The following is a 2,872-nucleotide window of genomic DNA, read 5'->3' as shown; positions in this document are numbered from 1 at the left end:
GATAACCGTTGGTCAAATTGCGTTGTCTTATCAATTTGTGCCATTACTTATTCTCCTTGTTGCCAAGCTCGTCAATGCGTGACTTCAATTGTTCGTTCTCTGATTGCAAAGTGCTCAATTGTGCCCGAAGCTGTGCATTTTCAATTGCCTTGTTAGCAATTTCGAACCCAAGATTTTGCAAAGTTTGTTGTTGTGATTGTTCCATGTTTGTTCTCCTATCTTATAAAGTGACGTTGAACCAAGTTTTAACGGTTCCGTCTGAGTTGATGGCAGATGGTATTTTGACAGCGCCTAAACCGCTTAAGGCCTTAATAACCTTGCTTAAAAGATAATAATTGTTTCCGGAAATCAGGTATGTTTCACCTGAACCGTAGGCCAGACCGGCTTGCATTCGACTGTCTCCAAAGTATGGGTAGTTGAACCCATTAAACGTTTTGGTTGTAAAACCAAGTTTTGCCTTGGCAATTCCAGGTACGTTAATACCTTGGTCGAAGTACACATCGTCATCAAAATTGAATCCGGGGTACGCCCCTGCAGGCGTTGAAGTCGTACGAAACCATGAAAGCTTATTAACTGGGTTCATAGAATAGTCACCTGTATCACGGGCTGCCCAAGCCATATACTCAGCGCCACCATCAAGCCAAAATGTCAGACCTTGATAATTAGCTGGCTTTCCAACCATACCTTGAACACCGATACCCCCGACCTGCTGGCCTGTCTTTTTGAGCAACATACCTGAATCAATGAATTGTGTAATAGCGTCCTTCGTGATAACTGCCATACCATCGGAAGTTATCGTGGTTGAGCCGTACTTACCGTTCCAGTTGGATTGGATAAAGTTCGACACGTTACCGGAGATCTTGTTCACATCAAGGCTGGCAATTTTAGCGTTGGTGATTGAAACGTCTGCAATTTGTGCTTCCCCAATTGAGGCGTTCTTAATCAGCGCACCGTCCATGAAATTCTTCCCAATAAAGGTGGTATCACCAGTAATCGTGATTTTCTCACCTACGATGTTTACACCAGATGAGTCCCCGTTAATACCAGCAATCAAAGCCCCTGTATTGGATTGAATACCAAACGCAAAGTAGTCGTTAAACAGCTTCAAGGTTGACGCATTGTCGTTGCTTGTCCCAGGCATGTAAGCACCGGTTGGTAACTTAGTTGACCCGAGGTAAGGCCGTGATACATATACCCGACCGCCACCGTACTGCGTGAATTGCAGATACAGTGATGTCGTTCTCGAATCAAGTGTGATATCAGACGTGTAATTGTTCCAGCCCGACATACCGGTATCGAACGATCCACCGATCGGTGTCGACTTGGTAGTTGAACCGGAGCTATCCTTCTGAACAATCTCAGCTTTGAAATACGCACTTGCACCAAAGGACTTGGCGTACAAATCAAAACTGGCATAAAACCGAGTCCCACCCAAGTTCATCGTGTAGATTGGTGCGCTTGACAATGTGGCAGTTTTTCGGTCAAAAACAACGTCTCCACTATTAAAGGTAGCAACCCTAACACCTTCATACATGGTACCCGTATCAATCTGCCATGATACATCACCTGCCACCATCCAATTGGCCAAAGCATTAACGAATGAAGAATCCACAATTAAATTGGTTGAACTAACTGACGCCATAATGCCATTGCTTACTTGGGAAATTTGGCTCTGCATATCCGTGTCATAACTTTTAATGGTACTCGTTACGAAGTCCTTACCCGCTTGCAAGGTAACACTATCGCCGGATTCTCTATCGGCAATTTCTTGCTTTAATACTGCTTCTCCGTTGATGACTTTATCGTTCAGATCACTAGTTAACTTAGCCTGCTTTTCGTTAAGTTCATCGGTGTAAGTATTAGAGGTCTCAATCGCACTATCAACAGCTTTTTCGATATTCTGCTTCGTGTTACTATCGACCAATATCACCCACTCACCATTGATATACTGCTTCATGAATGACGTACCCGATCCATTGTCATACCACCACATATCCCCTTCTCGTGGGTTCTGTGGCTGGTTTGGACCATGGTAACTAGTGTTCTTACCGTTGGCAGTATTGACCGCGTTATCGGCCTGTTCTGTGGCATGGCTCAACGCTAAATCAACTAAGTTCGACTCAGAACCATCTAGCTTTTGCTTTGTTGCACTAAGTGACCCAGCTTCAACACTTGAACTAATACGTTCACCATAGATGTTGTACTGTTCTTCAACGCTGATAATACGAATACGCTGGTTGAAATCTAATTGCTCATCAACTGCCAGGATATAATCACCTGGTACCGGTGAGTCGTAATCATAGCCGGCACTCTGCAATTCTTCTAACGAAATACCAACCGAAATTGAGTAGGAACTATCTACTGCTTTTTTGAGTGCAGCCTGCAATGATGCCGTCTTGGTAAAACGTTCGTCAGTAATTGGATCAGCTTCAAGTTTGCCGTAAACCGACGCAAGCGGGCTTGTATACTCGGCTTCATAACGCCCCTTACTCTCATCATCTTTATCAATCAAAGCACCAAACCCTTTGGCATAGGTGACGAAATCAGAAACATTGTACTCCAAATTCAACTCTTGCAAATTGAACCCTTTTCGCACGATTGTTGATAAATCCTGCCCTATTTCTGACGTAATCATAATGCGACCAGAATCAGCAATTGAAAACTCCATTTCCATGTCGCTTATCAAGTCATTAAACAGCGCCAGCCTGTTCTTATCACCGAAGCTTTGTTTCTCCCAAGCATCAACTTGTGACAACAACGTGTATGAATACCCTGAACCATTGAATACAAAATCTAAGTATTCTTTAGCCGTGTGTGAACCATCTTTGAGAGTGCCGTAAGCAACCGACTTACTCATCTTGAAAAAGAACTC

At 43.6% G+C, this 2,872-nt stretch carries 2 protein-coding genes; both read right to left on the bottom strand.

Annotated elements, in window-relative coordinates; all coding sequences use genetic code 11:
• Positions 1 to 43: 43 nt before the first annotated feature.
• Positions 44 to 205 (bottom strand): hypothetical protein, encoded by a 162-nt coding sequence (locus ACJ28U_RS00105; RefSeq protein WP_407617993.1) that lies wholly within the window; start codon positions 203 to 205, stop codon positions 44 to 46.
• Between the two features lie 15 nt (positions 206 to 220).
• The coding region (locus tag ACJ28U_RS00100) for a phage tail protein (protein WP_407617992.1) at positions 221 to 2,872 on the bottom strand (2,652 nt) is incomplete at its 5' end.

The sequence above is a fragment of the Weissella sp. MSCH1 genome, assembly GCF_045799135.1.
Taxonomy (GTDB): Bacteria; Bacillota; Bacilli; order Lactobacillales; family Lactobacillaceae; genus Weissella.
Note: the sequence above shows the minus strand (reverse complement) of the source record. Positions and strands in the feature narration are given on the sequence as shown.

Coding starts and splice junctions, on each gene's coding strand:
- ACJ28U_RS00105 (WP_407617993.1), bottom strand. CDS start 205: ATGGAACAATCACAACAACAAACTTTGCAAAATCTTGGGTTCGAAATT.